23 protein-coding genes and 1 tRNA gene are annotated in these 25,523 nt (G+C 64.5%); 7 read left to right on the top strand and 17 right to left on the bottom strand.

Features of this window, described 5'->3' with window-relative positions; genetic code table 11:
• The 8 genes from HZZ16_RS16620 to HZZ16_RS16585 all read right to left on the bottom strand — a co-directional run bounded on the left by HZZ16_RS16620 (window position 1) and on the right by HZZ16_RS16585 (window position 7,821).
• Entirely contained in the window at window positions 1-720 is a 720-nt protein-coding gene (locus HZZ16_RS16620) for an SDR family NAD(P)-dependent oxidoreductase (protein WP_197949593.1), read from the bottom strand.
• Between the two features lie 11 nt (window positions 721-731).
• Window positions 732-1,976 (bottom strand): acyl-CoA dehydrogenase family protein, encoded by a 1,245-nt coding sequence (locus HZZ16_RS16615; RefSeq protein ID WP_210342494.1) that lies wholly within the window; start codon window positions 1,974-1,976, stop codon window positions 732-734.
• A gap of 111 nt (window positions 1,977-2,087) precedes the next feature.
• Window positions 2,088-3,026, bottom strand: a complete 939-nt coding sequence (locus HZZ16_RS16610; RefSeq protein ID WP_197949591.1) for a helix-turn-helix domain-containing protein — start codon at window positions 3,024-3,026, stop codon at window positions 2,088-2,090.
• A 278-nt stretch (window positions 3,027-3,304) separates the two neighbouring features.
• Window positions 3,305-3,380 (bottom strand) — tRNA-Lys (locus HZZ16_RS16605).
• Window positions 3,381-3,546: 166 nt separating this feature from the next.
• Window positions 3,547-4,146, bottom strand: coding sequence for a Spy/CpxP family protein refolding chaperone (locus tag HZZ16_RS16600; protein ID WP_197949869.1), 600 nt, complete (start codon window positions 4,144-4,146; stop codon window positions 3,547-3,549).
• A gap of 196 nt (window positions 4,147-4,342) precedes the next feature.
• Complete coding sequence (locus tag HZZ16_RS16595) at window positions 4,343-5,347, bottom strand: TRAP transporter substrate-binding protein (RefSeq protein WP_197949589.1); 1,005 nt, start codon at window positions 5,345-5,347, stop codon at window positions 4,343-4,345.
• 200 nt (window positions 5,348-5,547) lie between these two features.
• On the bottom strand, window positions 5,548-7,110 hold the full coding sequence (locus HZZ16_RS16590; RefSeq protein ID WP_197949587.1) for a 2-isopropylmalate synthase: 1,563 nt from the start codon (window positions 7,108-7,110) through the stop codon (window positions 5,548-5,550).
• Window positions 7,111-7,551: 441 nt separating this feature from the next.
• Window positions 7,552-7,821, bottom strand: a complete 270-nt coding sequence (locus HZZ16_RS16585; protein ID WP_210342493.1) for a hypothetical protein — start codon at window positions 7,819-7,821, stop codon at window positions 7,552-7,554.
• Between the two features lie 214 nt (window positions 7,822-8,035).
• Between HZZ16_RS16585 and HZZ16_RS16580 the strand changes: the two genes are divergently transcribed.
• The 4 genes from HZZ16_RS16580 to HZZ16_RS16570 all read left to right on the top strand — a co-directional run bounded on the left by HZZ16_RS16580 (window position 8,036) and on the right by HZZ16_RS16570 (window position 12,160).
• Window positions 8,036-9,268 carry an SMP-30/gluconolactonase/LRE family protein gene (locus HZZ16_RS16580; RefSeq protein ID WP_197949583.1) on the top strand — a complete coding sequence of 411 codons (1,233 nt, stop codon included), beginning with the start codon at window positions 8,036-8,038 and terminating at the stop codon, window positions 9,266-9,268.
• Between the two features lie 330 nt (window positions 9,269-9,598).
• Window positions 9,599-10,450, top strand: coding sequence for a hypothetical protein (locus HZZ16_RS16575; RefSeq protein WP_246510172.1), 852 nt, complete (start codon window positions 9,599-9,601; stop codon window positions 10,448-10,450).
• Complete coding sequence (locus HZZ16_RS37200) at window positions 10,342-10,671, top strand: calcium-binding protein (protein WP_311974178.1); 330 nt, start codon at window positions 10,342-10,344, stop codon at window positions 10,669-10,671. The genes HZZ16_RS16575 and HZZ16_RS37200 overlap by 109 nt, the downstream gene beginning before the upstream one ends.
• Before the next feature lie 178 nt (window positions 10,672-10,849).
• Window positions 10,850-12,160 (top strand): ABC transporter substrate-binding protein, encoded by a 1,311-nt coding sequence (locus HZZ16_RS16570; protein WP_197949581.1) that lies wholly within the window; start codon window positions 10,850-10,852, stop codon window positions 12,158-12,160.
• Between the two features lie 249 nt (window positions 12,161-12,409).
• Here the strand turns inward: HZZ16_RS16570 and HZZ16_RS16565 are convergent, their stop codons facing one another.
• The 8 genes from HZZ16_RS16565 to HZZ16_RS16530 form a co-directional block, all read right to left on the bottom strand.
• Window positions 12,410-13,579, bottom strand: a complete 1,170-nt coding sequence (locus HZZ16_RS16565) for a Gfo/Idh/MocA family protein (protein WP_197949579.1) — start codon at window positions 13,577-13,579, stop codon at window positions 12,410-12,412.
• A 43-nt stretch (window positions 13,580-13,622) separates the two neighbouring features.
• Complete coding sequence (locus HZZ16_RS16560; protein ID WP_311974150.1) at window positions 13,623-13,937, bottom strand: septal ring lytic transglycosylase RlpA family protein; 315 nt, start codon at window positions 13,935-13,937, stop codon at window positions 13,623-13,625.
• A 103-nt stretch (window positions 13,938-14,040) separates the two neighbouring features.
• Entirely contained in the window at window positions 14,041-14,886 is an 846-nt protein-coding gene (locus tag HZZ16_RS16555) for a CmcJ/NvfI family oxidoreductase (RefSeq protein ID WP_197949577.1), read from the bottom strand.
• Window positions 14,887-15,247: 361 nt separating this feature from the next.
• The gene (locus tag HZZ16_RS16550; RefSeq protein ID WP_197949574.1) at window positions 15,248-16,348 is read right to left on the bottom strand and encodes an LLM class flavin-dependent oxidoreductase; all 1,101 of its coding nucleotides are present in this window, start codon (window positions 16,346-16,348) and stop codon (window positions 15,248-15,250) included.
• A 20-nt stretch (window positions 16,349-16,368) separates the two neighbouring features.
• Window positions 16,369-17,541: an acyl-CoA dehydrogenase family protein gene (locus tag HZZ16_RS16545; protein WP_197949571.1), complete on the bottom strand. Its 1,173-nt coding sequence runs from the start codon at window positions 17,539-17,541 to the stop codon at window positions 16,369-16,371.
• Entirely contained in the window at window positions 17,535-18,332 is a 798-nt protein-coding gene (locus tag HZZ16_RS16540) for an ABC transporter ATP-binding protein (RefSeq protein ID WP_197949569.1), read from the bottom strand. Before HZZ16_RS16540 ends, HZZ16_RS16545 begins: the two co-directional genes overlap by 7 nt.
• On the bottom strand, window positions 18,326-19,348 hold the full coding sequence (locus HZZ16_RS16535; RefSeq protein ID WP_197949567.1) for an ABC transporter permease: 1,023 nt from the start codon (window positions 19,346-19,348) through the stop codon (window positions 18,326-18,328). Before HZZ16_RS16535 ends, HZZ16_RS16540 begins: the two co-directional genes overlap by 7 nt.
• On the bottom strand, window positions 19,326-20,426 hold the full coding sequence (locus HZZ16_RS16530; protein ID WP_197949565.1) for an ABC transporter substrate-binding protein: 1,101 nt from the start codon (window positions 20,424-20,426) through the stop codon (window positions 19,326-19,328). The genes HZZ16_RS16535 and HZZ16_RS16530 overlap by 23 nt, the downstream gene beginning before the upstream one ends.
• A gap of 477 nt (window positions 20,427-20,903) precedes the next feature.
• On the opposite strand from HZZ16_RS16530, the gene HZZ16_RS16525 reads away from it, so the two are divergent.
• Complete coding sequence (locus HZZ16_RS16525) at window positions 20,904-21,884, top strand: ABC transporter substrate-binding protein (RefSeq protein WP_197949563.1); 981 nt, start codon at window positions 20,904-20,906, stop codon at window positions 21,882-21,884.
• 124 nt (window positions 21,885-22,008) lie between these two features.
• On the opposite strand, the gene HZZ16_RS16520 is transcribed toward HZZ16_RS16525, so the two are convergent.
• Window positions 22,009-22,446, bottom strand: coding sequence for a hypothetical protein (locus tag HZZ16_RS16520; RefSeq protein ID WP_197949561.1), 438 nt, complete (start codon window positions 22,444-22,446; stop codon window positions 22,009-22,011).
• A 339-nt stretch (window positions 22,447-22,785) separates the two neighbouring features.
• Here HZZ16_RS16520 and glgC point away from each other — a divergent pair, with 339 nt between their 5' ends.
• Complete coding sequence (glgC, locus tag HZZ16_RS16515) at window positions 22,786-24,048, top strand: glucose-1-phosphate adenylyltransferase (protein ID WP_197949559.1); 1,263 nt, start codon at window positions 22,786-22,788, stop codon at window positions 24,046-24,048.
• Window positions 24,045-25,499 carry a glycogen synthase GlgA gene (glgA, locus tag HZZ16_RS16510; protein ID WP_197949557.1) on the top strand — a complete coding sequence of 485 codons (1,455 nt, stop codon included), beginning with the start codon at window positions 24,045-24,047 and terminating at the stop codon, window positions 25,497-25,499. The genes glgC and glgA overlap by 4 nt, the downstream gene beginning before the upstream one ends.
• Window positions 25,500-25,523: the final 24 nt, after the last annotated feature.

The raw sequence follows: 25,523 nt of genomic DNA, 5'->3' as shown, positions 1-25,523 counted from the left end.
CTAGGTGCAGTGGTGGCCAGCGGACTGTCCGCCATCAACGTGGAGAATCTCGCCTGTCACAAACCCCGCGCCATCGAGGTACAGTACCGCATCGACAATGTCGGATATGTCTCCCATCCGGCCCATGGGGTGGAGCGCGGCCAACGCTTGATGCGCCTCTGGTGGGTGCATCGGCGTTTTGATGATGCCGGGCGAGACAGCGTTGACGCGGACACCAGTGCTCGCGTACTCGATCGCGAGCGCCCTGGTGGCCGCATTCAAGGCGCCTTTGGTAAGCGACGCCAAGGCGGCCGGGACGCTGCTCATCGGCTGGTCGACGAGACTCGTCGTGATCGTGACGACATGGCCGTGCCCCTGCTTGCCCATGATGTCAAGCGCACGCTGGGTCATGTGAAAGAACCCGTCAACGTTCGTCGAGACGTAGGCCCGATAATCGGCCTGCGTGTAAGCAGTGAACGGCTTCGCCATGAAGATGCCGGCGTTGTTGACCAGCGTGTCGACTCGGCCGAAACGCTCGAGCGCCGCGCTAAACGCCCGCTGCGCCGTTTGCGGATCGCCGACGTCGCCCGGCACGACCAGCATGTCGGCATCAGCGCCTGACTTGACTGATCGCGAGGTCGCGACGACCCGGTAGTTTCGTTGTCGAAAAGCCTCCGCAATCCCCGCGCCGATCCCCTGAGATGCTCCGGTGATGATGGCGACTTTCCGTTCGGTGCCCATGACCATCTCCCTCAAGCTGCGCCGCTTGCCGCAAGCGGATCGTAGCTGCCCTGCCGAAACATCATATGGAGTTGCCGTCGCCTCACGCCCATATTGCCGCCGTCGAAGATTGGCAGTGCCAGCGCGTCCTGGAGCAGACGGGCGAACGGCGCTTCGTGATCGTAGCTGTCGACGCCCACCACCCGCATGAGATCGGTGATCACGCGCACCGCCGCTTCCGAGCCAAAGATTTTTGCCTCGATTGCGAGCTCATCCGCACCTGGCGACTGCGTATCGACCGCGTGACACGCCCGCCAGCTGAGATAGCGTGCGGCTTCGATCGTGGTCTTGGCATCGGCCAGGGCGTATCCGACCGCCTGATGCTCGATGATCGGGTGAACGCCGCCGCGTTTTTCGGTCTGGGCAAAATGCAGCGCGAACTCGAAGGCCGCGCGCATCAACGCCACGCCGAAGATGCCGACGAGCGCCGCGGTTCCGGTGAAGGCGGCCGCTGTCAGGGCGAGCCCCGCCCCTTCCTGGCCGAGCAGATTGTGGTGCGGTGCCGCGACATTCTGCAAGCCGAACTGCGGCACGAGATGCCCGCGATGGCCGATCGCGTCGATGGCGCGCTCGAACACAAGCCCCTGGACCGGTGCCTCGACAGCAATGATCGAGATCGCTTCACCAGGGGGCGCTGCGGAGTCGGTTCGGCACACGACGCACAGGACGTCGGCGCCCTCGCGATTCCAACCCGTGGCTGAGGAGACCCATTTCTTGCGGCCGTTGATGACCCAATTGTCGCCCTCGCGTCTCGCGGTGGTGCGAACCCCTTCGCCCGGCGGGGGCGAGCCGGAATTGGCGCTGCCGCCGGGCTCGCTGGAGCAGAATCCGGCGAGCGGCGCGCCACTCGTCCTCAGGAACGGCACGAGCAGGCGCTGGCACTGGTCCGGCGTGCCGCCGAGCAGAATCGGGAGCAATCCGAGCACGGTGCCGAGCATCGTCAGTGTCACGCTGGCGTTCACGCTGTAGAATTCCTCGGCCAGAATCGCCATGTCGATCAAGCCGGCATTCTCGCCACCCGCCGGCGACGGAATGCATTTGCGCAAATAGCCGGCCGCGACCATCGCTTCATAGGTGGGCCGGGTCGCGAGAAAGCGTTCTTCCGGTGTTGCCAGCAGCTCAGCGCGCCGGGCCTCGCTGAGCACCTCCTTGGCGAATTTGCGCGACGCGCGCTGAAGATCCCGCTGTTGTGGCGTGAGCGTGAAATCGATCGCCATGGCGATGTCCTCTGATCCCAGATGCCAACCGTCGGGCATGGCTATCCCTGCCTTGGAAGGAAATCTTGGACGGCAGCGTCCGATTTCTTGGCGTGGAGTGAACCGGATCAGTCAGCGTGCGCTGCTCGCACGCCGGAACTCGCGCGGAGCCAAACCGTGGTTGCGCTTGAACAGACGGTTGAAATGCGAGATGTCGCGAAAGCCGGCAGCAAAAGCGATTTCGGCTATGGTCTTGTGAGCTGACTTGGGATCAACCAGCACGCGCGCGCAGGCAGCAATCCGCCGGTCATTGACGTGTTCGCTGACGGAGCGATCCGTCATGGCAAAGAGACGATGCACGTAACGCTCGGAGCAACGGAACTTCGCGGCAAGCGCCGCCGCGCCGAGTTCGGAATCCCCACTGTGACGCTCGATATGGTCGATCATCATCGACAGCAGGACGGGGATGTGCACGCGCTCGGCGGACAGATCGCTTAGCACCTCGGGCGCATGTGCGATCAGCTCGATGACATGCGCGCCGAACGTGGCCGAGGCCATCGAACGCCGATGGTCCGCAAGACAGATTTCGGCATAGCCGGCGAGCGTCTTCGACAGAGCACGGCCGGTTTCGGTCCGAGACAAATTGAGCCGCGGACGATCGAGCAGCCCACTCGGCAGCAGCCGTCGCGGTACGGCAAAGCAGAAGAGCTTGAAGTTGTGGCAGTTGGCGATCTCGAACGGCTCCGTCGTATCCGCAACCGCGAGGTCACCGGGCGCGCAGGTCTGCTCGTGGTCGCGTTGCCTAGTGCGCCCGAGCCCTTCGATCTGGAGGTTGATGAAACAAAGATCGTCGGTGCTCCCGGAAATATGTGAAGCAAGACGAACCACCGTATGCCGCGTCGCGGTCACCAGAGAGACCTGGATCGGCGCAGCCTCAGCTCTGGAAATGGCGCCTTCGAACGGCTCGTCCGCAATCCTGCGCGGCTCAAGACGAACAAATGCCGCGGCAAGGTCGTCCGCCCAGCTTCCAAAGGGTTGGTCTGCGCGCCCCGGTCTGGTCGACCATTCCATGAGCGCCCCATACGAATTGCAAGGGTCCCGGTCGACATAGGATATCGCCCACGCAATATGCGGTCAAATTCTCTGCAAAGGGCAAGTTCGGGTTCACACCGAAGCGGGGCAAGCCTCCAAATCTCCTAGTCTACGATCGATCTGCTCAATCGAAAGGGCGAAGATAGTGAAATGAAGGAAAATTCGCACAGCAATCCGGCCGCGAGAAAGGTCGCACGAGAGCCGTTTCGTGCGCGGCAGTTCTTCCCGCAACTTATTGAAGAAGACTGCTTTCGCGATGGTGGGCGCACCAGGGCTCGAACCTGGGACCCGCTGATTAAGAGTCAGCTGCTCTACCAACTGAGCTATGCGCCCGAAAGGCGGTCAAGGCCTTGCGAGGCCGGTCGTTTAGCAAAGCGATCCGGGTCTGGCAAGCGATCGGACGCAAGTTTTCCAAGGTCTCGTCCACGGCTCCGGAAATGCGAAAAGCCGCTGGATTCCAGCGGCTTCGCCAGGGTTCTCGGCGCGAGAACCGATCCGCTCAGAGCCGGCCCTCCCGGTCCCGGTCGGGACCGCGGTCACGGTCGGAGCGGTCATGGTGGAAGTGGTCCATGCCCCGTTCCATCATGCGGTCCATGAAGTGGTGGTGGCGCGGGCCGTCCTCGCCGCCGCCGAACGGACCGCGGTGCCGGGTCAGCACGGCGAGGCGCCGTTTCTGGCCCTCATCGAGGGTCTTGTAGAGCGGATCGGCGGCGTCGGCGATCTTCTTCAAGGCGGCGGAGCTGGCGCCCATGTCCTCGGCGCGCTGGCGCAGGCGGGCGATCGGATCGTCCGGCCTGTCGGAATCCCGCGAAGCGTCTCCCGGCCCGGCATTCATCCGCGCATTGGCACGGTCGATGCGCAGCTTGGCGAACTCCCGCACGGCCGCCTCGACCGGCGGCCACAGCTTCTCCTGTTCGGCGTTGAGCCTCAAGCCGGCGTGGACGGCGGCGATCCGCGCATCGACGAAAGCGGCACGGTCCTCGGGGTTCATGCGCATGTGGCGGACGTGCTCCATCCACGGACGATGAAATTGGGCATAGACCGCACCCGAGCCGGCGATGCTGAGCACGGCAATGGCGGCGATGGTGAATTTCTTCATCTTGGCCTCCTCCGGAAGGATACCCGCGAGGATGAGCGCGAGCAGGCCGACGCGCAACTTACAACTTGGACAGGAAGCGCGCTCTTTTCAGGGATGTAACCGCCGTGAATGCCCGTTCAGATGCAAACCCAAACGATTTGCAACAAAAGGGCTTCCGTGCGGTGCGCGGAAGCCCCTCCTTGGCCGCCCGTGGCGGTCAGTTCGTCGTGCTCTTGGCTTCCTTCAGGAACTCGTCGATCAGCGCCTGGCCGACGCGGCCGGCGGCATCCTTGTAGACCGGCTCCATCGCCTTGCGCATCGCCTCATCCTGTTCGGCCGTGAGCTTGATGATCTCGCTCTTGCCGCTCTTCTTGATCTCGGCGAGCGCGTCGTCGTTCTCCTTCTGCGATTGCGCGTTGCTGAAGTCGGTCGCTTCCTTCATCGCCTTCGACAATTGGTCGCGGATGTCGGCCGGCAGATCGTCCCAGAACTTCTTGTTCACGATCACGACGTAGCCGATGTAGCCGTGATTGGTCTCGGTGATGTACTTCTGCACCTCGTGCATCTTCTGAGTATAGATGTTCGACCAGGTGTTCTCCTGGCCGTCCACGACGCCGGTCTGCAACGCCTGGTACACTTCCGAGAACGCCATCACCTGCGGCAGCGAGCCCAGCGCCTTGAACTGGGCCTGCAGCACGCGCGAGGACTGGATGCGGAATTTGACGCCCTGGTAGTCCGCGGGCGTGATCAGCTTCTTGTTCGCGCTCATCTGCTTGAAGCCGTTGTCCCAATAGGCAAGGCCGGCGATGCCCTTGGCATCCAGCAGCTTGAGCAGCTTCGTGCCGAGCGGCCCTTCCGTCACCTTCCGCAGCGTCTTGATGTCAGGGAGAATGTACGGCAGATCGAACACCTCGAACTCGCGGATGCCGAGCGGGCCGAACTTGGAGTTGGACGGCGCCAGCATCTGCACGCTTCCGAGCTGGAGCGCCTCGAGCTCTTCCTTGTCCTTGTAAAGCGTCGAGTTCGGATAGACTTCGACCTTGACCTTGCCGCCGGTATACTTCTCGGCGAGCTCCTTGAATTTCTCCGCGCCCTTGCCCTTCGGCGTGTCGGTGGCGACGACGTGGCTGAACTTGATGATGATCGGTGATTGGGCCAGTGCCGGCCCGGTCAAGCCAAGTGCCAGAGCCGCGATGGATGCAGCGATCGCCAAGGTGCGCATAGTCTCTCCCTGTTGTTTGTTAGGGCCGCCCGGCGGCACCGGGTGGCCGATCCTCATGCCGACAGCATCCATAGCGGTTCGCCTGCACAGCCGCCATTGGCCCTTAGCAGGGCAGCATTCATGATGCACGCCGCACACACCGCCGCGCTCCCCTCTCCCGCTTGCGGGAGAGGCGAAGTCAACGTGCATCAGCGCAAGCGTCAGCTCGCCGCGGCGGTCGTCACCGTGTCGCGCTGGCGCTTCATGACGATCTTGTTGAGCGCGCCAAGATAGGCCTTGGCCGAAGCCACCAGCGTATCCGGATCCGCCGCGCGCGCCGTCATCGAGCGGCCGTCCTGCGCCAGCCGCACCGACACTTCCGCCTGCGCGTCGGTGCCTTCGGTGACGGCGTGGACCTGGTACAGCTCCAGCTTGGCCTCGTGCGGCACCAGGCGCTTGATGCAGTTGAACACGGCGTCGACCGGGCCGTTGCCCTCGGCTTCCTCGATTCTAATCTGGCCGTCGACGTCGAGCTTCATGGTCGCGCGCTGCGGGCCATGGGTGCCGGCGATCACGGTCAGCGAGGTCAGCTTGATGCGGTCGTGCGAGGCCGACATCTCCTCGTCGACCAGCGCCTCGATGTCTTCGTCGTAGATGTCCTTCTTGCGGTCGGCTAGCGCCTTCATCCGCGTGAACGCATCTTCCAGCTGGTTCGGACCGAGCTTGTAGCCCATCTCCTCCAGCTTGTGCACGAAGGCGTGGCGTCCCGAATGCTTGCCGAGCACCAGCGAGGACTGCTTCAGGCCGACCATCTCGGGGCGCATGATCTCGTAGGTCGAAGCGTCCTTCAGCACGCCGTCCTGATGGATGCCGCTCTCATGCGCGAAGGCGTTCCGGCCGACGATGGCCTTGTTGTACTGAACCGGGAACGAGGTCGCCGCCGACACCAGCTTCGAGGCGCGGGTCAGCTGCGTCGTGTCGATCTTGTTCCAGTAGGGGAATTTGTCGTTGCGCACGTTGATCGCCATCACGATCTCTTCGAGCGCGGCGTTGCCGGCGCGCTCGCCGATGCCGTTGATGGTGCATTCGACTTGGCGCGCGCCGCCGGTGATGCCGGCCAGCGAATTGGCGACCGCCATGCCGAGATCGTTATGGCAGTGCACGGAGAACACCGCCTTGTCCGAGTTCGGCACGCGCTCGATCAGCGTCCTCATGAAGTGGGTGTATTCCTCCGGCACCGTATAGCCGACGGTGTCGGGGATGTTCACCGTGGTGGCGCCGGCCTTGATCACGGCCTCGACGATGCGGCACAAAAAATCCATCTCGCTGCGGGTGCCGTCCTCGGCCGACCATTCGACGTCGTCGATCTGGTTGCGGGCGCGCGCGACCATGGCCACCGAGGTCTCGATCACCTGCTCCGGGGTCTTGTTCAGCTTCACGCGCATGTGCAGCGGCGAGGTCGCGATCACGGTGTGGACGCGGCCGCGCTTGGCGAACTTCACGGCCTCGGCGCAGCGGTCGATGTCGGCGGGATGGGCGCGCGACAGGCCGGCGATGACCGAATTCTTGGAGCGACGGGCGATCTCGCTGACCGCCTGGAAGTCGCCTTCGGAGGTGATCGGGAAACCGGCCTCGATGACGTCGACGCCCATATCATCCAAGAGTTCGGCGACCTCGAGCTTCTCCTCGAAGGTCATGGTGGCGCCGGGGCACTGCTCGCCGTCGCGCAGCGTGGTGTCGAAAATGATGACGCGGTCCTTCTCGGACTTGTTCACGGTGGCCATTCCTAGATTTCCTTTTGAGCGTTTGCGCCGTTCAGAGCCGTTTCAGTCCCTTGGCGCTTGCGGTGTCCGGTGATCTCGACCAACCCCTGAGCGCCCAGGCGCATGGCGCCCAGCCGGCCCTCAGGGGCAAGTAAGAAGAAGGCCGCCAATAAGGAGGGTGGGCAGCAGTGCAGCCGGGATCGCGGCGGCGGCCAGAGCCACCTCCTCCGAAATCCCCTCGATTTGGCCGCGAATCAGCATTGCCGGACCCTGTTGAGCCTCAAATCCTCGGTCAAAACCGTTGACGGTTGGTTTCCGGAAGAGGCCCGATGCGGCCGTTTCTAGACGAGAAACGGGCGCAACTGCAACGCCAAAAGATGGTCAGTGGAACTGACCTGGTTACAGCTCGTGCAGCATGCCGAGGCCCGGATGTCGCCTCTTCATCCACACCACGAGCGCACCCTACCCCGCACGGCGAGCGCGGGCCCTGCTCTCCCAGCGATCCAGCATCTGGCCGAGCTCGCCGGTGACCGCGGGGATGGCCGTAATGGCGCTCGAAATCTCATTGGTGTTGGCCGGCGCGTTGGCCGTCAGCCATTCCGGCTCGGCATATTCGCGCCAGCGGCGGGCTTGTGCACGTCGTTTGCTGGAAATGTAGTCACGCGTGAAATAGCCGGCCGCGAATGCGATCCCGAGCAATACGATCAAGATGATGACGCCAGCCACGTTCAACTCCGTTCACCGCCCCCGAACGGTTCTGCGTGGCAATCGGCGCGAAATCATGGCTTCGACATCGCATGTTCGTGGCGCATTCGAATATGACGACATTGCGGCCTGCGATCGCGCGGAGAGTTCTATTCCGCCCTCGCAACCGGCCTCGGACCGCATTAACCTCCAGTTGCTCGGCCGGATCAACCGGCCGGCCGAACATAACCGGGAGGATACGATGACACGCCAGGAGGCTCCTGAGCAGGAGCAGCGTGCGCAGGATGCTGCGCTTTCACGACGAACGCTTGTCGGGGGGCTGGCGCTCGGCGCCGCGGCCACGCTGGCGGGCCCCGCGCTGGCCCAGACCGGGCCCGCCGCACCGCCGACGACGATCACGACGCCGCCGCGCGATTTCGGCCCGGGCGGCGCGCCGACGACCTATTTCTGGGATCCCGACATCATCGCGGTCGATCCGTCCTTCAACGATCTCGCGCAACCCAACACCGCGATCAAGCGTCTCTACACTGGGCTGCTCTGGGCCGAAGGCCCGGCGTGGAGTGCGCAGGGCCGCTATCTCTTGTGGAGCGACATTCCCAACAACCGGCAGATGCGCTGGACCGAGGACGACGGCCGCGTCAGCGTGTTCCGCTCGCCCTCCAACAATTCCAACGGCAACTCGTTCGACTTCCAGGGCCGCCAGCTCTCCTGCGAGCACCTGACGCGGCGGGTGACGCGCTACGAGCATGACGGCACCGCCACCGTGCTCGCCGAGTCCTACCAGGGCAAGAAGCTGAACTCGCCGAACGACGTCGCCGCGCATCCCGACGGCAGCTATTGGTTCACCGATCCGCCCTATGGCGGCCAGCTCTACGAAGGCGAGCCCGACGTCGCGGGCGGCCCGAGCAATGCAGGCGGCAAGCTCAACCCGAGAATCGGACAGCCGGCCGGCTTCGTGCCGGGCAAGCGAGAGCTGCCGACCAATTGCTATCGCATCGATCCCTCCGGCCGCATCGACCTCGTCGTCACCGAAGACCAGGTGCCCGACCCGAACGGGCTCTGCTTTTCGCCCGACTACAAGAAGCTCTACATCGCCTCGACCGGCAAGGGACCGGGTGACACCGGCCCCGGTGGCAAGGGCGAGATCTTCGTGTTCGACGTCGGCAGCGACAACAAGCTCTCGAACCTGAAGAAGTTCACCGATTGCGTGATCGACGGCGTGAAATGCGGACCGGATGGTCTGCGCTGCGACGTCAACGGCAATCTTTGGGCCTCCAGCAATGCCGGACGCGCCGTCGGCTACAGCGGCGTCACGGTATGGTCGCCGGAGGGCAAGCTGCTCGGCCGCATCCGCCTGCCGGAAGTGTGCGGCAACGTCTGCTTCGGCGGCCCCAAGCGCAACCGCCTGTTCATGGCCGCGAGCCAATCGCTCTACGCCGTGTACACAGCGACGCAAGGCGCCGGGCCGGGCTGAGCGGCTCCATCCACGAGCAAGCGCGCCGGCGTGAAGCGCCGGCGCGGAGTGATCTAGCATTTTGTGACGATACCACGACACGCTGGCCGTCGTTTTCCGATCGTCGAGCAAATCTCCGCCATCATATCGACGAAGATAGATCGCGCAGCAGAACCGTGGCGCGGCGTGAAAGCATGACGCAATCTCCAGCCGGCCTCGACATGAAGTGGGAGTTGCGCGATGCGCCGCATGCCAAACGACACCATCATCGTCAGCGTTGGAAGCCAGGAACTCGTGATCGAGTTCGGAGATCCCGGTCTGCCGGTCGACCGCCATGGCGGAAACGACATCATGGTCGCAACGGTCGATGGCGGGCCCAGCAGCCTGTTGTTCGTCGGTGACGAGGCGACCCTGCAAGGCCGATCGCATGGCGGCAACGACCTTCTCGTCGCGACCGTCCAGGGCCTTCTGACCTATACGTATCTCGACGGAGACGCGCAGATCATGTCCGACCAAGCCCACGGCGGCAACGACGTGCTGCATGTCGACACCTCGCGCGCGATCTATGCGAACGTCTATCTCTCGGGTGAGGCCGAAATCGCCATGACCGGCGAAGCCAGGGGCGGCAATGACCTCATCACGGCAGAGATGGGCGACAGATCGTATGGTGCGTTCAGCGGCGATTCCGGATCGCTCATGAGCGGCAACGCCCAAGGCGGCAACGACGTCATCAGCGTGGTCCAGGTCGGCCTCTCCGGAAACGTGTCGATGTCTGGTGATGCCTTGATATCCATGATCGGCGATGCACGCGGCGGCAGCGACATGCTCATCTATACGGTCGGTGTCGACGCGCGGTCCGGCGGCGCATCGCTTCTCGGCGATGGCGGTTACATGAGCGACAATGCCCGCGGCGGAGACGACGTCCTGATCGCAACCGTCGACGGCAATCCCGATTCGATCTCCATCGCGCTCGTCGGCGATGCCTCGCTGATGTCCGGCAACGCACAGGGTGGCAACGATATCCTCTCCGGAGCAACTACGGAGATTGGCTCTATGGCGATGCGCGCACCTACGCCCCCGCCGTGGGGGGCTCGATCGCGGGCGGCCGAGACGTCCTCAACGGCGGCGGCGGCAACGATCAGATCTGGGGCGGACCGAACAACGATCTGTTCGTCTTCAACGTGGTTTCGGGCCAGGACGTGATCAACGACTTCGATCAGGGCAACGCGGCTGCGGGCAGCACCGCAGCGGAGCACGATGTCATCGACCTGCAAGATTACGACCTGTCAGGATGGAGCGCGTTGCAGAGCCTGATCGGCGACGACGGCTCCGGCAACGCCGTGATCCATCTGACGATTGATGATACGATCACGTTGAACGGGATCCACGCGGCCGATCTGAAGGCCACGGATTTCGTCATCTGAACGCAGTGCGGTCGGCTCGGTCGCCCAGTGCTCCCGGAGCACGACCGCTCATTTCGCAATTGCGTTCTATGCCGCGAACGGCGGACCTCGACTTTCGCGATGTTGACTTTCCGCCGTCCCGCTCCCCATACTTCGCGAACAACAACAAGATCAAACGATGGTTTTGAGGGAGGATAGGATGCCGACTTCACGCAGGCAGCTGCTGAAGACCTCGGCGGCTGCCGCCGCCGCACTCAGCCTCGATTGGACACGCGCCCAGGCACAAGCCGAGAATATACGTATCGGCCTGATCTACGACCTCACCGGCCCCTTTGCTGCCGGCGGCTCGGTCGCCTCGTCGATCGGCGCGCAGATTGCCATCGATCTCGTCAACGAGAAAGGCGGTGTCGGCGGCAAATACAGGGTTGCTCCGGTCGCCGCGGATTCGCAGAGCAAGCCCGACGTTGCGATCAACGAGGCCGAACGCCTGATCAGCCAGGAGAAGATCGACATCCTCAACGGCGTCTATGCAAGCTCGCATGCGGTGCCGCTCGCGGCCAAGGTCGAGCAGCAGAAGAAGATCCTCTGGATCACGACCGCGGTCTCGACCGCCGTGTTCAAGGACAAGAACCTGCAATACGTGTTTCGCGCGCAAATCCATTCAGACCAGTATGGCCAGGCCTTTGCAAGCTTCCTCACCGAGCATGCCAAGGCCAAGCTCGGCATGGACCCGAAGGAAGTCAAGGTCGCGTTGATCCACGAGGACGGCCCCTATGGCGTCGGCGTTGCCTCTGCCGACGAGACTTATGCCAAGGAGGCCGGCATCCAGGTCGTGCTGCGCGAAGGCTATTCGGCCTCGGCGCCCGACCTGTCGGTGCTGGTGACCAAGATCAAGCGCGCAAAGGCCGACGTGATCTCGCATGCGGGCTACAACCCGGATATCACCCTGTTCCTGCGCCAGGCCCGCGAGAGCGGGTTGCGCTTCAAGATGCTGTTCGGCGCCGGCGCCGGGTACAGCCAGCTCGACAAGCTGCGCGCCACTTTCGGTGCCGACATCGACAATTTCTGCAACATCGACCCCGTGCCGGCCCAGCTGCTCGATCCCGCCAAGCTCGCGCCCAGCATGGGCGACCTCATCAACGCGATGGTCACGCGCTACAAGGCCAAGACCGGCGCCACCGACGTGCCGCCGCATTGCTCGATGGGCTTCAACCAGACCTGGGTGCTGCTCAACAACGTGCTGCCGATCGCCAAGGAGAAGTACGGCAGCTTCGAGCCCGAGGCGATCCGGAAAGCGGCGCTCGACGTCGACATCCCCGCCGGTGGCACGATCCAGGGTTATGGCGTGAAATTCTTCCCGCCGGGCACGCCGCTCTCCGGCCAGAACGAACGCTCGACTCCGGTCGTGATGCAGAACGCCGGCGAGCACATCTCCGTGGTGTGGCCGACCAACATCCGCACGCAGGACCCCGTCTTCCCGCTGCCGAAGGGCTCGACCTACGGGGCGTGAGCGGGCCGCGAAAATGGTGCACCCTCTCCCCTTGTGGGAGAGGGTGGCTCGCCGCGTAGCGGCGAGACGGGTGAGGGGTTGTCTCCGCGCGTGAACCTCTCGCTTTCGAACTCGCTGAAGCACCCCCTCATCCGGCGCTATAGCCGAAGCTCGCTTCGGCGTCCCAAGTGGACGGCGGCCGAAGGTCGCCTGTGCCACCTTCTCCCACAAGGGGAGAAGGATGAGCAGCGAGCCTTACGCTACCTCCCCCTACAACGCCACCCGCCGCCCCTCCTCCGCGGCCCAATACCCCGCGTAGTTCACCTTGATCGTCTCATAGGCCAGCGTGAGGTCCGACAGCGGCTGGCGGCCGGTCGCGACGCATTCCATGAAGTCCTGGATCTCCTGCAAATAGCCGCGCGTCCATTCCTCCTCGAGGCAGACATATTGCCAGCCGGTTTTGCGGTCGACCTTCTCGGTGATGTAGACGCTCGCGAGCTTCTCCTCGCTGGTCTGATAGCTCATCAGATGATCGTTCGGCGTGATGTTGGCGAACAGGGAGCCGCCGGTCGTATAGGTCTCGATCAGGTTGCGCACGCCGCCCATGATCATGTCGCCGGAGAACACCGTCGCCTTGGTGCCGTCGGAGAAGGTGGCGGTGAGCGTACCCCAGTCCTCGACGTCGACGGGATTGGCCTTGATGTAGCTACGCTCCTCAGGCTTGAGCCCGGCAGTGACGTTGCCGACATCGCCGATGACGCTGGCGACGCAGATGCGCTCGCCGCGCGCCTTGGCCTCGACCTGCTTCAGATACAGCACGGCCGAAAGCGGATGGCAGCCCATGCGGATCAGCGAGCCGCCGCCCGTCATCGCCCATTGCGCGGCATGCGCGGCGTGCGAGCCGGAATGGCTCTCCTCGCCCTTCATGAACAGGATCTTGTCCTTGGTCGCCTTGATGATCTCGGCGGTCTTGGTCACCGCCGGCGCATAGATCCAGTCCTCGGCATACATGAAGAGCTTGTCCGTGCGCTCGATCGCGGCGCGCGTTCTGTCCATCTCTTCGATCACGCGCTCATACATCAGCGCCTTCGGCACGTGCTTGCCGATCGGCTGCTGATCGCCCTCGCGGCCGAAATAGCCGGCGAACGGCTTTTCGCAGATGACATGCTTGCCGGCCTGCATGGCGCCCACGATCATCTCGGCGTGAAGATTGGGCGGGGTGCAGATGTCGATGACGTCGAGATCGCGATCTGCGATCAGCTCGGCGAAGCTCCGGTAAACACGCGGGATATTGTGATGCCGGGCAAACGCGACAACCTTGTCGCCGCGGGCGGCGACCGCCGCGACCTCGACGTCAACGCCATAGACGCGCCGGAACGCATACATGTGCAGCTCCGACACGAAGCCGCAGCCGACGAGTCCCACCCTGATCCTGGCCATAGCGCCCCCTTGCTTTGGGCGGCACTATAGCGCGCTCGGATGCCTAATCCACCGAGACCCGCACCACGCCGGCGCTCATCATGCCGAGCGCCCGGGCGGCCGGCACCGAGAGATCGACGATGCGGCCGCGAATGAAGGGGCCGCGATCATTGACGCGGCACTGGATCGTGCGTCCGCTATAGGACACCCTGAGCACGCTCCCGAACGGGCGGGTGCGGTGGGCACAGGTCAGCTCGCCGCCCTTGCCGGCTTTTGCGTATCCATAATAGGAGGCAAGCCCGCTTTCGGCAGCTGCAATGGACGTGAAAGCGAAGCTTGAAGTCGCAAGGCAAAGCAACAGCATCGGCTGCGCGCGCACGGCACCGCTCCCGGTTGCCCTGCCCGGCACTGCAAACGTCGCCTTGTTCCCTCGGGTTCCGGGAACCCTGCCGGGGAATGCCCGACAGGGCCATCACACTTTGTTACTGCCGGTGGAACACCAGCGTGCGGACCTCGATGCTTTCGCGGGGCGCGGCATCGGCCGGCGTGGTCGGATCGACGAACGCGGTATGCGGCCCGAAGCGGGTGCGGCCGTCGGTTGCGGAATCGTAGCACTTCAGCAGCAGCGCCTCGTCCGACGTCATCTCCGGGAAATAGAACCAGCGGTGGTTCGGATTGTATTTCACCGAATAGGTCTCGCCGCGACGGTTAGGATAGATCAGATCCGAAGCGACGAGATCGTCGGGCGCCACCGTCGTGCCGTCGGCCATGGCGAGCGGTGAATCCCGCAAAGGGCCGCGGATCGGCCGCCACAGGTTGATCACCTGCACACGCCCCTTCAGCAGCTCCTCGGCTTCATCAGGCAGATGCTCGCGGACGCGATTGGCACCGGACGTGATGGTCTGGTCGACATGGACGCGCGTGGCCGGCTGACGCGGGCCGCCGTCGCGGATGTCAGGCGCGCCTTCGACACGCTTGCGCACGGTATGGTCGAAGATGACGACGCGATCGGCCTTCAGCGTCGCGCGCAGAAAGGCCTCCACGGCGGGATAGTACACTGCCCTCACCTCGTCCTCGTTGTAGAAATCCTTCACCTGCGTCGGATGCCGCACCAACGCAAAGCCCTCGCGATCGAGCGAGAAACTGCTCGCGATCAGCCGCGCATCGAAGATCGGGACCTGATGCGGCTCCGGCAGCGAGGTGCTCTTGGGCTCACCCGGCGGCGGATCGAACGCGTAGGTGCGCGGCTTGCCGTCAATTGGCGCGAGATAGTTGAGTTCGGCGGTGACGAAGGGAAGCGATTCGATTTTTGTTTCTTGCAGGCCCATGGCCAGTCTCCCGATGTGGTCGTTGGATTGATTTTTGCGGGCGAGCAAAGTGACGCAAGAGCTGCGGTGCAAATAGCAATACGGCTGTTGCCGGCAATGAGAAACGCAGAAGGAAATCGTCGCGAAATGCGCACGCGATGAAAGCGCAGTTCTCATCTCACGGATGCTTGAGCAGCTCGTGAGGTCTCGTGCCCCGGACGCAGCGCAGCGCTTCTTCACCGGTGCGGTGCTGAGCCGGGGCCCATCTCGCGGAGAGAATCCGTGCGGCCTGGGTCCCGGCTCGGCGGCGCAGCGTTCCACGCAGCACCTTGGTCCGGGACACGAGCGTGCTCCAGGAGACTAAAACCCCACTTCAGGCGGCTCATGCTGCGGCCTCGCCGCGAACGGCCTGGCGCTTGGCGACCAGCTCGCGCGTCAGCGGGATCAGCTCGCGGCCGTATTCGATGGCGTCGATCAGCGGATCGAAGCCGCGGATCAGGAAATGGCTGATGCCGAGATCGTAATAGTCGCCGAAGACCTCCGCGACCTGCTCAGGCGTGCCGACGAGCGCGGTGGTGTTACTATTGGCGCCGGTGAGCTGGGCGATCTCGGTCCAGAGCCGCTTGTCGATGCGGCTGCCCTGATCGGCGAGCGCGAGCAGGCGCCGCGCGCCGGCGGTGGCATGGCCATCGGCCGGCTTGCGATAGCCAGTCTTGTCCTGCAATGCAGTGGCTCGCGCCAGGATCTCCTCGGCCTTCTCCCAGGCCTGCTTCTCGGTCGGCGCAATGATCGGCCGCACCGACAGGCTGAAGCGCGGCGTCGGCCGCCCCTGCCGTACCGCCGCGTTGTGGACGCGCGAGGTCACGTCGCGCACCTGGGCATAGGATTCGCCCCATAGCGCAAAGGTGTCGGCGTGCTTGCCGGCGACGTCGATCGCCGCATCCGAAGCGCCGCCGAAATAGACGCGGATGCCTTCGGGCCGATAGGGCTTTACCTGCGAGAAGGCGTTCTCGACCTGATAGTACCTGCCCTTGTAGCTGAACGGCTTGTCGCTGCTCCATTCCAGCTTGAGCACGTCCAGGAACTCGGAGGTGCGGGCATAGCGCTCGTCCTTGTCGTCGAGCGTGTTGCCGTCCTGCCGGAGCTCGGTCGCGTTGCCGCCCGTGATGACATGCAGCGCAACCCTGCCGCGGGAAAACTGGTCGAGCACGGCAAACTGCCGCGCCAGCAAGGTCGGGGCGGTAAAGCCGGGCCGCTGCGCGATCAGCACGTTGAGGCGCTCGGTGTGGCTCAGCACGTGCTGGGCAACCTGAAGCGCGTCAGGCGAGGTCGAATGAAACGCCAGCAGCGCCCGGTCGAAGCCGGCGTTTTCGTGCGCCTTCGCCACCGTCTCGATATGGGTCGGATTGAGCACCGGTCCTTCCCGGACGATGGTCTCGGACGAATTGTTGTTGCTGATGAAGCCGATGAACTCGATCGACATGATCGTCTCCCTGTTGATCACTAGAGCCCGAGTGCGAGGCGGCCGAGGCCGATGCGCGTGGAATCGTCCTGCGGCGTGTGCACGCGGCCGCACAGCACGTCGCGATAATGCCGCTCCAGCGGATTGGCGCGGCTGAGCCCGTGGTTGCCGGTCAGCGAGAGGGCATCCTCGACGACGGCAGCGGCGTTGTTGGTGACCGTCAGCTTGATGACATTGGATTCCCCGGCGGAGAGCTCGAAGCCATCGTCGAAGTCGCGGGCAAATGTGTCGATCAGCCGCGCGTTGACCGCAAGCCGCGCTTCGATCGCGCCGAGGATCTCCTGCGCGCGGGCTAAGGTCGCCAGCGGGGCGCCGAGGCTGGCGGGCACGCGCTGCTTCAGGAACGTGATCAGCCAGTCGCGCGCGGCACGGGCAACGCCGTCATAGATCGCCGCGACGAAGACGGTGTGCACGGTCGCCTGCGTGACGTCGAGCGTGCGCCAGTCCGCCGGCTTGCGCACGTCGACCTCGGCATCGAGCGGGATCACGACGTCGTCGAAGATGACGTCGTGGCTGCCGCTGGCGCGCAGGCCGTGATGGTCCCAGGTCTCGACGATGCGCGTGCCCGGCAGGCCGGCCGGCACCAGGAACTGGCCGACCCGCGGCTCGGCCTCGTCGGTGCGCGCCCAGACCAGGTACCATTTCAGGATCGGCGATCCCGTCGAGTAGATCTTGTGGCCGGAAAGGCGCCAGCCAGTTTCGGTGCGCCGCGCGATCGTCGCCGGCAGACCGCCACGCGCCGGCGAGCCGAGCTCCGGCTCCACGCGCAGGGCATTGATAAGCGCGATGCCTTCGACACTCTCGCGCGCGAGCTTGCGCGACAGCCGCGCCGGCCAGGTCGGGCTGCGCGCCATCACGAGATGATTGATGTAATGCATCGACAGCACCAGCGCAGTCGACGGATCCGCCTTGCCGAGAATGCCGAGCACGCGAGCTGCATATCGCGCGCCGGCACCGGCGCCGCCATGGGCCCCCGGCACCGTCAGCGACAATAAGCCTGCCTCCGACAGCCCGCGAAAATTCTCGAAGGGAAAGCTGCCGGTGCGGTCGTGCTCGGCCGCGCGCGCCGCAAAACTTGTGGCAAGCGTCGCTGCGCGGGCGACGTAGTCGGGCTCGCTATGAGCCGTGCGGCCCTTGGCTATGGAGGTCACCATGTGGCGTCCAGCCCCAACAGGCCAAGGATCTGACGACGCAGGTCAGCCAGATACGGATCGCCGCGATGACGCGGATACGGACGGTCGACCCGGATGTCGGCCTTCACGCGCGCGGGACGCTCGCTGAACACGATGACGCGGTTGGCGAGCACCAGCGCTTCTTCCGCATCATGCGTCACCAGCAGCGTGGTAAACCCCTTGCGCTGCCAGAGCGCGACGATCTCGGCCTGCATGGTGATGCGGGTCAGCGAGTCCAGTTTTCCCAGGGGCTCGTCCAGGATCAGGATCTTGGGATCGTTGACCAGCGCCCGCGCCAGCGCGACGCGCTGCGCCATGCCGCCCGAGAGCTGGTGCGGATAGGCATTGCGGAACGAGGCAAGGCCAACGAGATCGAGCGCGGCATCGACGCGCTGGCCCTGGCTCCTCAGAATGCCCTGGGCCTCGAGACCCAGGGCGACGTTGTCCCAGACCGACCGCCAGGGAAACAGAGTCGGATCCTGGAACACGACGACGCGCGACGGATGTGGGCGCCTGATGCGCTCCTCGTCCTCCCGCAGCCTTCCTGCCCTCGGCTTGTCGAGCCCGGCCACGAGCCGGAGCAAGGTCGACTTGCCGCAGCCGGACGGGCCGAGCAGCGCGACGAACTCGCCGGGCTCGACCGAGATGCTGACGTCGCTCAGTACCGGCAGCTCGGTCCCGTCGATGTCGAAGGCGTGGCTGACCTGCTCGATGTCGAGCGCGGCGCCGGCGGCGGGATACGTCACCGCTTCGGCGAGAGCTGTGGCTACCATTTGACGGTCCCCTTCTGCCAGATCAGGAGGCGATCGCGGATCGCAAACAGCAGCGTGATCGCGCCGGAGCAGAGCAGCGACATCACGATCAGAGCCGCATACATGTTGGCGTAGGCGGCCCAGCCCTGCGCCCATTGCAGGTACCAGCCGAGCCCGGCCTTCACGCCGATCATCTCGGCGACGACGAGCACGGCAAAGGACGCGCCGAGCCCCATGAACAGGCCGACGAAGACGTGCGGCAGTGCCGCGGGGATCGCGACCTTCAGCACGAGGAAGGAAGGCTTTGCCCCCAGCGTGCGCGCAACGTCGTAATAGGCGTTGCTGACGCTCGCGACACCCGACCAGGTCAGCACGGTGACCGGGAAACCCGTCGCCAGCGCGATCAGGAAGGTCGACGCGCTCCAGCTCGACGGAAAGGTGAAGAATGCGATCGGCAGCCACGCGGTCGCCGGCAGCGGGCCGATGAAGCGCAGCACCGGATGCACCCAATAGCCGACCGCGCGCGACCAGCCGATCGAGACACCGGTCAGGAAGCCGATCGTCGCGCCGATCACATAACCGCCGAGCTGGAGCTTGATCGAGGCAAAGACGCTGTCGAGCAACTTCGGCAGATCGTCGGTATAGACCTCGATGATCGCCTGCGGCGGCGGAAAGAACGGCAGCGGCAGCCAGGCGAATTTTGCCGTCGCGACCTCCCACACCGTCAGGAACGCCCCGAGCGCGACCAGCCACGGCGCGCGCTTGTGCAGCGCCTGTCCCGCCGAGCCCAGATAGTCGGCTCCGACGGTGCCGAACAGCGCGATCGCCGCGATGATGAAGGCGGCAATGCCAAGCGAATGCGTGCGCGACCAATCGCCGACGTCCTGCCACCACAGGCAGGACAGGCCGAAGGCGATCCACGCGATGCTGGCGAGAACGCCGACGCCGGATTCCCGGATCCAACTCGCCAGCAGCGCCACGCGCGAGGTGCGCGGCGCGCCTGAGGCAAGGCCGTCAGACAGCGAATACGTCGACATAGATGCGCTCCGCGAATTTGGCGGTGTCGGTGCTCTGCTTGAAGACCTGCACGCTCTTGAGATCGTCGGCATAGGCCTTGAGCTCGCGCTTCAATATCTCGCCGACGGGATGATGATGGTGGGTGTGATAGCGCACCATGCCCTCGATATCGGCGAGCGTCGCTGCCTTCGGCGCATAGGGCTGGAACGATTTCGCGGCGACCGTCGCATTCTGCGCGGTGAACATCGCGGCATCGAGCAGCGCCTGGGTGATGGCGCGCGCGACTTGAGGTTCTTCGCGCACAAGCGAGCCGCGCAGGCCGAGGATGCAGCAGCTCTTCTCGCGGTACTCGCCGTCGAGATTGGAGGCGACCTCCTTGTATTGCGTGTCCTTCAGCCAGAGATAGGCGAGCGGATCGGACGACAGGAACGCCTGCACCTCGCCCTTCTCCACGGCAACGTTGAGCAGGTTGCCGGGATAGGCGCGCCAGTCGACGTCCTTGACCGGATCGATGCCGAGCTTGGCCAGCTGAATTGAGAAGAAGTTCTTGTCGGGACCGGCGAGATCACCGACCGCAACGATCTTGCCCTTGAGGTCGGCGAGCTTGGAGACGCCGGAATCGGTGCGCGACAGCACGCGCATGCAGCCGCCATGGGTGCCCGCGGCGATCTTGACGTCGAAACCCTGCTCCAGCGGCTTCAGCCAGCGCAGCGCCATGCCGAGACCGGCGTCGCTCTTGCCCGTCGCGATCGCCTCGAGCAGCTGGTCGGTCGAGCCGGAATAGTTGACGAGATCGACGTCGATATTGTGCTTCTGGAAGAAGCCGTGCTCGATGGCGACCGGCACCGGCGCGAGACAGACGGCGCCGGCATTCCACGACAGTTTCAGCTTGCGCGGGGCGCCGGTGAGCGCGGGCGCGTCGGAGGCGGTACGGCACAGCGGAAATTCGGAGAGGTCGATGCCCGGCGCGATTGCGCGCGGTGCGAAGGCTTGCGCGCCCAATGCGCCGAGCGGCGCCGCGAAAGCGGCGGCAAGCCCTGCCTGAAGCAGGTGGCGCCGGTCGAGTTTTGATCCGCTGCGCTGGTTGTCTTTGTTCATCGGCCCCTGGCTCCTGCGCTGGCACAGCTCCGCCTCGTGCGCAACGAGTCGCGTTGCGCATGTTCCGTGCGGAGCTGCGTTGAGAGAAAACTGTTTCGTCGGCGCTTGTCGCGCCGCGTTGATGCGATGCGCAAATCATGCGGCGCGTCCGCGGCATCGTCAATGAAATGGATTTTCGAATGTTGCGCGAAGGGAAGTCATTCTCTCCATCCGCGCGTGCGGGAGCGATGAAAGGATTTTCGCAGATGTATGGGTACGCAAGGAAGACCGCGACGCCATTGACTGCCGCATTCCCGCGCGGCTCCCGCCGCGCACGCTGCGCATTCTCGAAAGCAGCGCTCCGCTGAAACGTCATTGCCTGAAGCACGCACAATACGGTTGGCCATTTCATTGACGGCGCACCGCGCGCTCATAGACTTGAGCGTCTCGCTGCATCGTTTGCTCACACCTCGTGAGCGACGCAACAAGACGGATCCAATGAGCATCAACTCTCACGACCATTCCATCACGCGCCAGCTCGCCACATCGCTGCTCGCCGCCGCCATCATGCTATCGACCGCTACCGCATCGCTCGCCGCCGACATTGTCGTGCTACGCGTCGGCGACCAGAAGGGCGGCAATCGCTCGCTGCTCGAAATCTCCGGCTATGCGAAGGACTTGCCGTACAGAATCGAATGGTCGGAATTCCCCGCGGCCGCGCCGATCCTCGAAGCGCTCAATGCCGGCGCGCTCGACGTTGGTTACACCGGCGATCTCTCGTTCCTCTCGGTCTATGCCGCGGGCGCGCCGATCAAGGCGATCGGCGGCACGCGCTCGGATGCGAAGACGCAGGCCATCCTGGTGCGCCAGGATTCGCCGATCAAATCGGCGGCCGACCTCAAGGGCAAGCGCCTCGCCGGCACGCGCGGCGGCTGGGGCCAGTTCCTGATCGATGCGACGCTGGAGAAGGCAGCGATCAAGCTGGAAGATGCGACCTTCGCGCCGCTCGGCCCGGTCGATGCCAAGATCGCTCTGCTCGCCGGCTCGATCGACGCCTGGGCGGTGTGGGAGCCCTACGTCTCGTTCGCCACCTTGAAGGACAAGGCCCGCGTCATCGCCAATGGCGAAGGGCTGACGCCGACCATCACCTTCATCGTCGCCTCCGACAACGCCATCGCCACCAAGCGCGCGGCGGTGCAGGACCTGGTGCAGCGCTTGAACAAGGCGCGGCTGTGGTCGCTGGACCATGTTGCCGAATACGCCAAGAACACGGCCGAATTAACCAAGCTGCCGGAGGACGTGCTGCTGTCGGCCTACACCGCGCAACGCACCAGCCCGATCGTGATCGACGAGAACGTGGTCAAGGAGGTGCAGGAAGCCTCCGACCGCGCGACGCGTTACGGCATCCTGCCGAAGAAGCTCGACGTCAGCAAAGCCGTCGACCGCAGCTTCACGGCTGCGTCCGCCGGGTCGAACTAGGCGGAGGCGGCGGGATGCACCAGCTTCGCCTCAAGCCCGGCCCATTGCATCTCGCCGCGATCCTGCTCATGCATGTTGCATGCATGAGCCTGATCGTGTGGCTCTCGTTCTAGCGGCACGGTGCTCACCAATAGCTGTAATAGTGACGGCGATACACCCGGTACGGCCGGTAGTAGCCATAGCTGTAGTACGGACGGTACGGCCGATAATATCGCGGATAGACCGGTGCATAGCCGTAGCTGCCGTAATAGGCGGGGGCGTAACCATAGCCGTAGCCCGGATATCCATAGCCGTAGCCGCCGTAAAAGGGGCCGCCGTAGCCGTAATAGCCGTAAGGAGACCCCGCGGCGATGGCGCTGCCGATGATCGCGCCGGCCGCAAGACCGCCGAGACCCCATCCCCATCCGCCGCCACGCCAATGCACCTGCGCGACGTTGTCACCGGCCGCAGCCTTCATCGCCGCGACGTTGGTCGGCATCGGCGCCGCCGTGGCCTGCCCGATCTGGGCCGCCATGACCGCGCCGGCCAGCGAACAGGCAATTGCCGTCTTCCAGATCCTCATCGTCTTACTCCCTGTCTGAGCTTTCGCTTGGAAAAGGATCGCAGCGCCATGATCGGGCATCCTTGCGCCAAGTCAAAGCGTTGAATTTCAAAGCCTGGAGTTTGCGTGCACCGCACAAGACGCTTGCCTCCGTTCTGATCAATTGGTGCCCGGCGATATCGTCGCCTGTGACAGCCGCACGACGGTGGCTGAGGCCCGGTCACCCGGCAAAGCATTAAGCTTCCCGTGCATTCGCAACCAACAACCACCTTCACGATTTACTATTCGTGCCATTACTATCGGTTCCAATGTGCGCGGCCGGGAGGCTTCTCGCGAGCGCCAGAGTTGTGGGAGGATCACATGAGTGCCGCGAGACCCGAGCCGCTTGCCCGTCAGGCGCTGGCCTTTGTCTTGGCCGGAGGACGCGGCAGCCGCCTGCTGGAGCTGACCGACCGCCGCGCCAAGCCGGCGGTCTATTTCGGCGGCAAGTCCCGCATCATCGATTTCGCGCTGTCGAACGCGGTGAACTCCGGCATCCGCCGTATCGCGGTGGCGACCCAATACAAGGCGCACAGCCTGATCCGGCATCTTCAGATGGGCTGGAACTTCTTTCGCCCCGAACGCAACGAAAGTTTTGACATCCTCCCCGCCAGCCAGCGCGTCTCCGAGACCATGTGGTATGTCGGCACGGCGGACGCGGTGTACCAGAACATCGACATCATTGAATCCCACGCCTGCCGCTTCATCGTGGTGCTGGCTGGAGACCACATCTACAAAATGGACTATGAGGTGATGCTGCGCCAGCACGTCGAGAGCGGCGCAGACGTCACCGTCGGCTGTCTCGAAATGCCGCGGTCGGAATCCTCCGGTTTCGGTATCATGCATATCGACGAGAACGGCTGGATTCAGGAGTTCCTGGAGAAGCCGAAAGATCCGCCGCCGATGCCCGGCAAGCCGGACATCTCGCTCGCCAGCATGGGCATCTACGTGTTCGACGCGAAATTCCTGTTCGATCAGCTCAAGCGCGATGCCGAGGACCCGAACTCGAACCACGATTTCGGTAAGGACATCATTCCCTACCTCGTCAAGAACGGCCGCGCGATGGCGCACCAATACTCGACCTCCTGCGTCCGCTCCGGCAGCGACACCCGCGCGTATTGGCGCGACGTCGGCACGGTCGACGCCTATTGGGCCGCCAATATCGACCTCACCGACGTGGTGCCCGAGCTCGATTTGTTCGACCACGCCTGGCCGATCTGGTCCTATGCCGAGATCACGCCGCCGGCGAAATTCGTCCATGATGAGGAGAGCCGGCGCGGCCAGGCGGTGAGCTCGCTGGTGTCCGGCGGCTGCATCATCTCCGGCGCCTCGCTGCGCCGCTCGCTGCTGTTCACCGGCGTGCGCGTCAACTCCTACGCCAATGTCGAGAACGCCGTGATCATGCCTTACGTAAATGTCGGCCGCGGCGCCCGCTTGAGGAACGTCGTGATCGACCGCGGCGTCGAGATCCCGGAAGGGCTCGTCGTCGGCGAGGATCCCGAGTTCGACGGAAAGCGCTTCCGCACCACCGAGCAAGGCATCTCGCTGATCACCCAGCCGATGATCGACAGGCTCAATACATGACGCCTGTTCGCGTCCTCGCGGTCGCCTCTGAAGTCTATCCCCTCGTCAAGACCGGCGGCCTCGCAGATGTCACGGGCGCGCTGCCGGTTGCGCTGAAGGCGCATGGCGTCGAGATGCGCACTTTGCTGCCGGGCTATCCCGACGTGATGCGCCTTTTGTCCGGCGCAGAAGAGCTGCGGCGCTGGCCGGATTATTTCGGCGGCCCCGGCCGGCTGCTGGCGGGCTCGCATGCCGGGCTCGATCTGTTCGTGCTGGAGGTGCCGCATCTCTATGCGCGGCCGGGCAACCCCTATGTCACCACCGATGGCGTCGACTGGGCGGACAACGGCGTGCGCTTCGCCGCGCTGTCGCGCGTGGCGGCCGATATCGGCCACGGCCTCGTGCCGGCCTTCGTGCCCGATGTCTTGCACGCCCACGATTGGCAGGCGGGGCTTGCGCCGGCCTATCTGCACTACGACAACCGCCCGCGACCCGGCACCGTGATGACCATTCACAACATGGCCTACCAGGGCAAGTTCGCCCCTGAGCTGATCGGATCGATCGGCCTGCCCTGGCACGCCTTCAACGTCAACGAACTGGAATATTTCGGCGGCATCAGCTTCTTGAAGGCCGGCTTGCGCCTTGCCGATCGCATCACCACGGTATCGCCGACCTACGCGAAGGAAATCCAGAGCGACGAAGGCGGCATGGGGCTCGGCGGCCTGCTTCGTGAACGATCCAACGTGCTGAGCGGCATCCTCAACGGCATCGACACCGAGGTCTGGAATCCGCAAACCGATCCGCACATCGCCTATCGCTTCGGCGCGGAGGACCTGACATTCCGGGCCGCGAACAAGGCCGTGCTGCAGCAGCAGTTCAACCTCGATTCCTCGGACGAACCGCCGCTGCTCGGCGTCATCAGCCGGCTGTCGTGGCAGAAGGGGCTCGATCTCCTGCTCGAGGCCATCCCGACCATCCTGCGCGAAGGCATGCAGCTCGCCCTGCTCGGCAGCGGCGACCGCGATCTGCAGGATCGCTATCAGGCCGCGGCCCGCGCCAATCCCGGCCGGATCGGCGTCGTGATCGGCTATGACGAGATTCTGGCGCATCTGATCCAGGCCGGCTCGGACGCGCTGATCGTGCCGTCCCGCTTCGAGCCGTGCGGCCTGACCCAGCTCTGCGCGCTGCGCTATGGCGCGGTGCCGATCGTCTCCCGCGTCGGCGGCCTCGAAGACACCATCGTCGATATCGGCGAGGCCGACGCGTCCGGCCACGATGCCACCGGCTTCAAGTTCGCCCCCGTGACGGCGGATGCCCTCGCCGGCACGCTGCGCAAGGCCAACACCGTCTTCCACGACAAGCTGACCTGGCGCCGCCTGCAACGCAGCGGCCTTGCGACCGACGTTTCCTGGCGCAACCGCGCCGGCGACTATGCTGTGCTGTACCGCGATCTCATGGCGAGCCGTTCGTGATGACCATCGTCGAATCCATGCTAT

The organism is Bradyrhizobium glycinis (assembly GCF_016031655.1).
Lineage (GTDB): Bacteria > Pseudomonadota > Alphaproteobacteria > Rhizobiales > Xanthobacteraceae > Bradyrhizobium > Bradyrhizobium glycinis.
Note: the sequence above shows the minus strand (reverse complement) of the source record. Positions and strands in the feature narration are given on the sequence as shown.

Bases quoted from the DNA above. Each gene is read 5' to 3' on its own strand.
- HZZ16_RS16600 (WP_197949869.1), bottom strand. From the start codon at position 4,146: ATGAAGAAATTCACCATCGCCGCCATTGCCGTGCTCAGCATCGCCGGC.
- HZZ16_RS16580 (WP_197949583.1), top strand. From the start codon at position 8,036: ATGACACGCCAGGAGGCTCCTGAGCAGGAGCAGCGTGCGCAGGATGCT.
- HZZ16_RS16620 (WP_197949593.1), bottom strand. From the start codon at position 720: ATGGGCACCGAACGGAAAGTCGCCATCATCACCGGAGCATCTCAGGGG.
- glgA (WP_197949557.1), top strand. From the start codon at position 24,045: ATGACGCCTGTTCGCGTCCTCGCGGTCGCCTCTGAAGTCTATCCCCTC.
- HZZ16_RS16525 (WP_197949563.1), top strand. From the start codon at position 20,904: ATGAGCATCAACTCTCACGACCATTCCATCACGCGCCAGCTCGCCACA.
- HZZ16_RS16615 (WP_210342494.1), bottom strand. From the start codon at position 1,976: ATGGCGATCGATTTCACGCTCACGCCACAACAGCGGGATCTTCAGCGC.
- HZZ16_RS16595 (WP_197949589.1), bottom strand. From the start codon at position 5,347: ATGCGCACCTTGGCGATCGCTGCATCCATCGCGGCTCTGGCACTTGGC.
- HZZ16_RS16590 (WP_197949587.1), bottom strand. From the start codon at position 7,110: ATGGCCACCGTGAACAAGTCCGAGAAGGACCGCGTCATCATTTTCGAC.
- HZZ16_RS16565 (WP_197949579.1), bottom strand. From the start codon at position 13,579: ATGGCCAGGATCAGGGTGGGACTCGTCGGCTGCGGCTTCGTGTCGGAG.
- HZZ16_RS16520 (WP_197949561.1), bottom strand. From the start codon at position 22,446: ATGAGGATCTGGAAGACGGCAATTGCCTGTTCGCTGGCCGGCGCGGTC.
- HZZ16_RS16530 (WP_197949565.1), bottom strand. From the start codon at position 20,426: ATGAACAAAGACAACCAGCGCAGCGGATCAAAACTCGACCGGCGCCAC.
- HZZ16_RS16575 (WP_246510172.1), top strand. From the start codon at position 9,599: ATGGTCGCAACGGTCGATGGCGGGCCCAGCAGCCTGTTGTTCGTCGGT.
- HZZ16_RS16555 (WP_197949577.1), bottom strand. From the start codon at position 14,886: ATGGGCCTGCAAGAAACAAAAATCGAATCGCTTCCCTTCGTCACCGCC.
- HZZ16_RS16540 (WP_197949569.1), bottom strand. From the start codon at position 18,332: ATGGTAGCCACAGCTCTCGCCGAAGCGGTGACGTATCCCGCCGCCGGC.
- HZZ16_RS16545 (WP_197949571.1), bottom strand. From the start codon at position 17,541: ATGGTGACCTCCATAGCCAAGGGCCGCACGGCTCATAGCGAGCCCGAC.
- glgC (WP_197949559.1), top strand. From the start codon at position 22,786: ATGAGTGCCGCGAGACCCGAGCCGCTTGCCCGTCAGGCGCTGGCCTTT.
- HZZ16_RS16535 (WP_197949567.1), bottom strand. From the start codon at position 19,348: ATGTCGACGTATTCGCTGTCTGACGGCCTTGCCTCAGGCGCGCCGCGC.
- HZZ16_RS16550 (WP_197949574.1), bottom strand. From the start codon at position 16,348: ATGTCGATCGAGTTCATCGGCTTCATCAGCAACAACAATTCGTCCGAG.
- HZZ16_RS16570 (WP_197949581.1), top strand. From the start codon at position 10,850: ATGCCGACTTCACGCAGGCAGCTGCTGAAGACCTCGGCGGCTGCCGCC.
- HZZ16_RS16610 (WP_197949591.1), bottom strand. From the start codon at position 3,026: ATGGAATGGTCGACCAGACCGGGGCGCGCAGACCAACCCTTTGGAAGC.